The 3,740-nt window shown below is 61.7% G+C and carries 5 protein-coding genes; 2 read left to right on the top strand and 3 right to left on the bottom strand.

Annotation, left to right across the window (positions count from 1 at the left end; genetic code table 11):
• Nucleotides 1-211 (top strand): VOC family protein (locus AC1D1P_RS17440; RefSeq protein ID WP_477673833.1); only part of this gene is annotated, 211 nt, incomplete at its 5' end.
• A gap of 204 nt (nucleotides 212-415) precedes the next feature.
• Here AC1D1P_RS17440 and AC1D1P_RS17445 read toward each other — a convergent pair.
• From AC1D1P_RS17445 to surE, 3 genes are all read right to left on the bottom strand, one after another.
• On the bottom strand, nucleotides 416-1,342 hold the full coding sequence (locus AC1D1P_RS17445; protein WP_477673834.1) for a peptidoglycan DD-metalloendopeptidase family protein: 927 nt from the start codon (nucleotides 1,340-1,342) through the stop codon (nucleotides 416-418).
• Between the two features lie 118 nt (nucleotides 1,343-1,460).
• Entirely contained in the window at nucleotides 1,461-2,318 is an 858-nt protein-coding gene (locus AC1D1P_RS17450; RefSeq protein WP_477673835.1) for a protein-L-isoaspartate(D-aspartate) O-methyltransferase, read from the bottom strand.
• Entirely contained in the window at nucleotides 2,315-3,112 is a 798-nt protein-coding gene (gene surE, locus AC1D1P_RS17455) for a 5'/3'-nucleotidase SurE (protein WP_457278821.1), read from the bottom strand. The genes AC1D1P_RS17450 and surE overlap by 4 nt, the downstream gene beginning before the upstream one ends.
• Before the next feature lie 160 nt (nucleotides 3,113-3,272).
• Here surE and AC1D1P_RS17460 point away from each other — a divergent pair.
• Nucleotides 3,273-3,740: alcohol dehydrogenase catalytic domain-containing protein (locus AC1D1P_RS17460; RefSeq protein ID WP_477673836.1), on the top strand; the 468-nt coding region annotated here is incomplete at its 3' end.

A 3,740-nucleotide genomic window follows, 5' to 3' on the forward strand; every position in this document is an offset into this window, starting at 1 on the left:
GCGCCACTGGACACCTGTCCATCTTGATTTTGTGGTGGAAGACATTGACGCAGCGGTTGAGCGGTTGCAGCGCCACGGCGCCGTTCTGGAAATGCCCGTGGCCGAACGGGTCTGGGGGCGCATTGCCGGGCTGGCCGACCCTTTTGGCCATGGCATTGATCTGCTGGAGTTCAAGGGCCGTGGCTACGACGAGATTTTGCAGCCCCACTGATCACAGGCCCGGGCAGGCAGCTGTATTTCCGGACAATCATTTGCTACAAAATAGATAGCTGCTTGCGCTCATCAATACTGGTCTGCGAGCCTTTTTTCTTGAATTTTTCGGTAGCTCTTCCCTGGCGCAAGCAGCGTCAAGGCGCCAGAAAAAAGAAAGGAGCCCGGCAAACGCGAGGCCCCTTTCTGCGGATGAAAATACCGCTTATTTGGCAGGCAGATATCTGGAAGGGTCAACAGGCTTGCCCTGACGGCGAATCTCGAAATGCAGCTTCACGCGGTCCGCGTCGCTGTTGCCCATCTCGGCAATCTTCTGGCCCTTTCGCACGCTCTGGTCTTCCTTGACCAGCAAAGTCTGGTTGTGCGCATAGGCCGTCAGGAAGGTGTTGTTGTGCTTGAGGATGATCAGGTTGCCATAGCCGCGCAGGCCGGCGCCGGCGTACACCACGCGGCCGTCGGCCGAAGCAATGACGGGGTCCCCCGCCTTGCCTGAAATATCCAGGCCCTTGTTTTTGGCTTCATCGAAACCCGCCAGCATCGTGCCCTGCGCGGGCCAGATCCAGGCGATGTCTTCATCGCCCGTTGCTGCGGGTGCCGGGCTGGTGCCGGCCGGTGCTGACGCGGGACGCGCCGCRCTGGCAGCCTGCGTCGGCGTGGTGGATGCTGTCGACGTGGTGGCCGAGCCGGATGTCACGGGGCGGGTCACCACCAGCGGGTTTTCACTGGTCGGYGGCACCACACGCAGCACCTGCCCTACTTCGATGATGTTGGGGTTTTCAAGGTTGTTCCAGCGCACGATGTCGCGCCAGTTCTGGCCATTTTCCAGGCCGATGCGAATCATGGTGTCACCGGGTTTGACGGTGTAGTAACCGGGTTTTCCGGCGTTTTCAAAACCGGGCAACTGTTTGACATTGCCTGCGTCCACCGCGCCTGGGGTGGGACGCGACAGTCCGGTGCCGCGGTCTTCAACCGGAGCATGGGTGGAAGAACGCGTGCCGCAACCTGCGGCAAGCAGCAACGCTGCCGCCAGGGCGCATGGCAGGGCCAGCCTGCCGAGCGTTGAGCGGGCGCCATGACTTGCGCCTGCGGCATCCACAGACACTGCCCGGTTCGGCCGTACGGTTTGATTCATTGGTTCTTTCGTCGTCAATCTGACGGGTATGGCGTATTGGTTAACTGGATGATCGGATGGTTCAATGCCGTCACTGCTATATCGATAACCGGCCTGAGTCCTGCAGGTGGCCGGATCGTCAGCTTGTCCCCGATTTTAAAGGCACAAAATGAACGGCCTCCAGCAGGGTCTGCCTGACGCCCTGGGGGGTTTTGTCGACCACCACCAGCGCCTGGGCGCCGCCGGCGGTTTGCATGGGCGCCACCAGCCTGCCGCCCACAGCCAGCTGATCAATCCAGGCAGGCGGAATGGCTTCCCCGCCGGCAGCCGCAATGATGGCCGCATATGGCGCGCCCTTGGCGTAGCCCATCATGCCATCACCAAACAGCAGGTGCACATTGGGGAGGCGCAAAGTCCGCAAATTCTCCCTGGCTTTGTCGTGCAGGCCGCGCAGCCTTTCGATGCTGTAGACCTCCGTCGCCAGATGGCTGAGCACAGCGGCCTGGTAGCCGCAGCCAGTGCCGATTTCAAGCACCCGCCCCAGCTTGCCGGCCGCGCCGTGGCGCAGCAGCTCCAGCATGCGGGCCACCACATTGGGTTTGGAAATGGTTTGCCCCAGGCCAATCGGCAGGCTGGTGTCTTCATAGGCCTGGTTGACCAGCGCGGTGTCGACAAAACGATGGCGTTCGACAGCCCCCATGGCGGCGAGTACCAACGCATCGGCAACACCCTGCGCAGCAAGCTTGCTCACCATGCGCGCGCGCACGGTCTGCGAATCGAGCCCGACACCGCCCGGCAACGCGGAGGCTGCGGTCGGTGCCGGTTTCTTCAAGCTATTTTGGCCTGTAGCGCGCTCTGGTCTTGCGCTACCAGCTATTGATTTTGTAGCAGATGGGACACCCGCGTCGGGCTTCAGGCGAACCGGAAATGCCGGGCGGCCTGCTGCAGCCGGCGCTTTGGCAGCGGGATTGAATGGCGGTTTGAGGCTGGATTTCATGACGATTTTTTGTGCAACTCGGCCAGCCGGGCAGCGGTTTGAGCCCAATAAGGCAGACGCTCATGATCGGTCAAATCCACCTGCAGCGGGGTGATGGACACAAACTTCTGGCTGGTGGCATAAAAATCGGTTCCTTCACCAGCCTCTTTCGCAGGCCCTGCACCGCCAATCCAGTACATGGTTTCGCCGCGCGGGCTGGTCTGCACGATGACGCGTTCGGCCGCATGGCGCCGCCCCAGCCGGGCCACCTTCACGCCCTGGATCTCGTTGTCGGGCAGGTTGGGAATGTTCACATTGAGCAGCCAGGGCGGCACCGTCGGCTCAGCGCCTTCCGCCACGGCCTCCAGGGTGGGCATCAGTTGCTGCACCAGCTCGGCCGCACGCCGGGCTGCCACATCAATGTGCGCCCAACCCTTTTCAGTCTGGGAAAACGCGATGGAAGGAATGCCGAACAGGTAGCCTTCCATGGCAGCGCCCACGGTTCCGGAGTAAATCGTGTCGTCGCCCATGTTGGCGCCGTTATTGATACCTGAAACCACCAGGTCGGGCCGGTAGCCCAGCAAACCCGTCAGCGCGATGTGGACGCAGTCTGCCGGTGTGCCGTTGATGTAGCGAAAGCCATTGGCCGCGGTCTGCACGTACATCGGCGAGTGCAGGGTCAGCGCGTTTGATTTGGCGCTGTTGTTGTGCTCGGGGGCCACCACCTCGACATCGGCAACGGTTTTAAGCGCTTCATAGAGGGCAATGATGCCGGAGGCCTGGTAACCGTCGTCGTTGCAAATGAGGATTTTCATAAACTGATTTTACGGTCACGGCTGCGACAGCCTGAGCCCTGCCGGACATCGCAAAACCTGCCGCTTTGCCTATGATGCAGGCAAGGCGCCGCCTCCTTCCGCCGGCCGCCCCCTTTTTCTTCTGCACCTGTCGCAGCATTCCTTCTATCGGAGACATTCCATGCAAGCCTGGCTTTGTGAAAACCCCACCGGCGTAGACGCCCTGACCTGGAAAGAATTGCCCACACCRCAACCCAAGGCAGGCGAAGTGCTGATTGAGATCAAGGCCGCCAGCCTGAACTTCCCCGACCTGCTGATCGTGCAGAACAAGTACCAGATGAAGCCGCCCCTGCCCTTTGTGCCCGGCTCCGAATACGCCGGTGTCATCCAGGCGGCAGGCGAAGGCGTCACGCACCTCCAGGTGGGGCAAAACGTGGCCTGCCTCTCCGGCACCGGCGGATTCGGCACGCATACGCTTGCACCGGCAGCCCTTTGCATGCCCTTGCCAAAAGGGTTCCCCTTTGTGGATGCGGCCGCTTTCATCATGATTTACGCAACCTCGTGGCACGCCCTGATGGACCGCGCGCAACTCAAGGCCGGTGAAACCGTCCTGGTGCTGGGTGCGGCAGGCGGTGTGGGCACCGCCGCC

This window comes from Polaromonas sp. P1_E1_2, assembly GCF_056406035.1.

What these genes read in the sequence shown, in the direction of transcription:
- AC1D1P_RS17450 (WP_477673835.1), bottom strand. Translation starts at nt 2,318, where the DNA reads ATGAAATCCAGCCTCAAACCGCCATTCAATCCCGCTGCCAAAGCGCCG.
- surE (WP_457278821.1), bottom strand. Translation starts at nt 3,112, where the DNA reads ATGAAAATCCTCATTTGCAACGACGACGGTTACCAGGCCTCCGGCATC.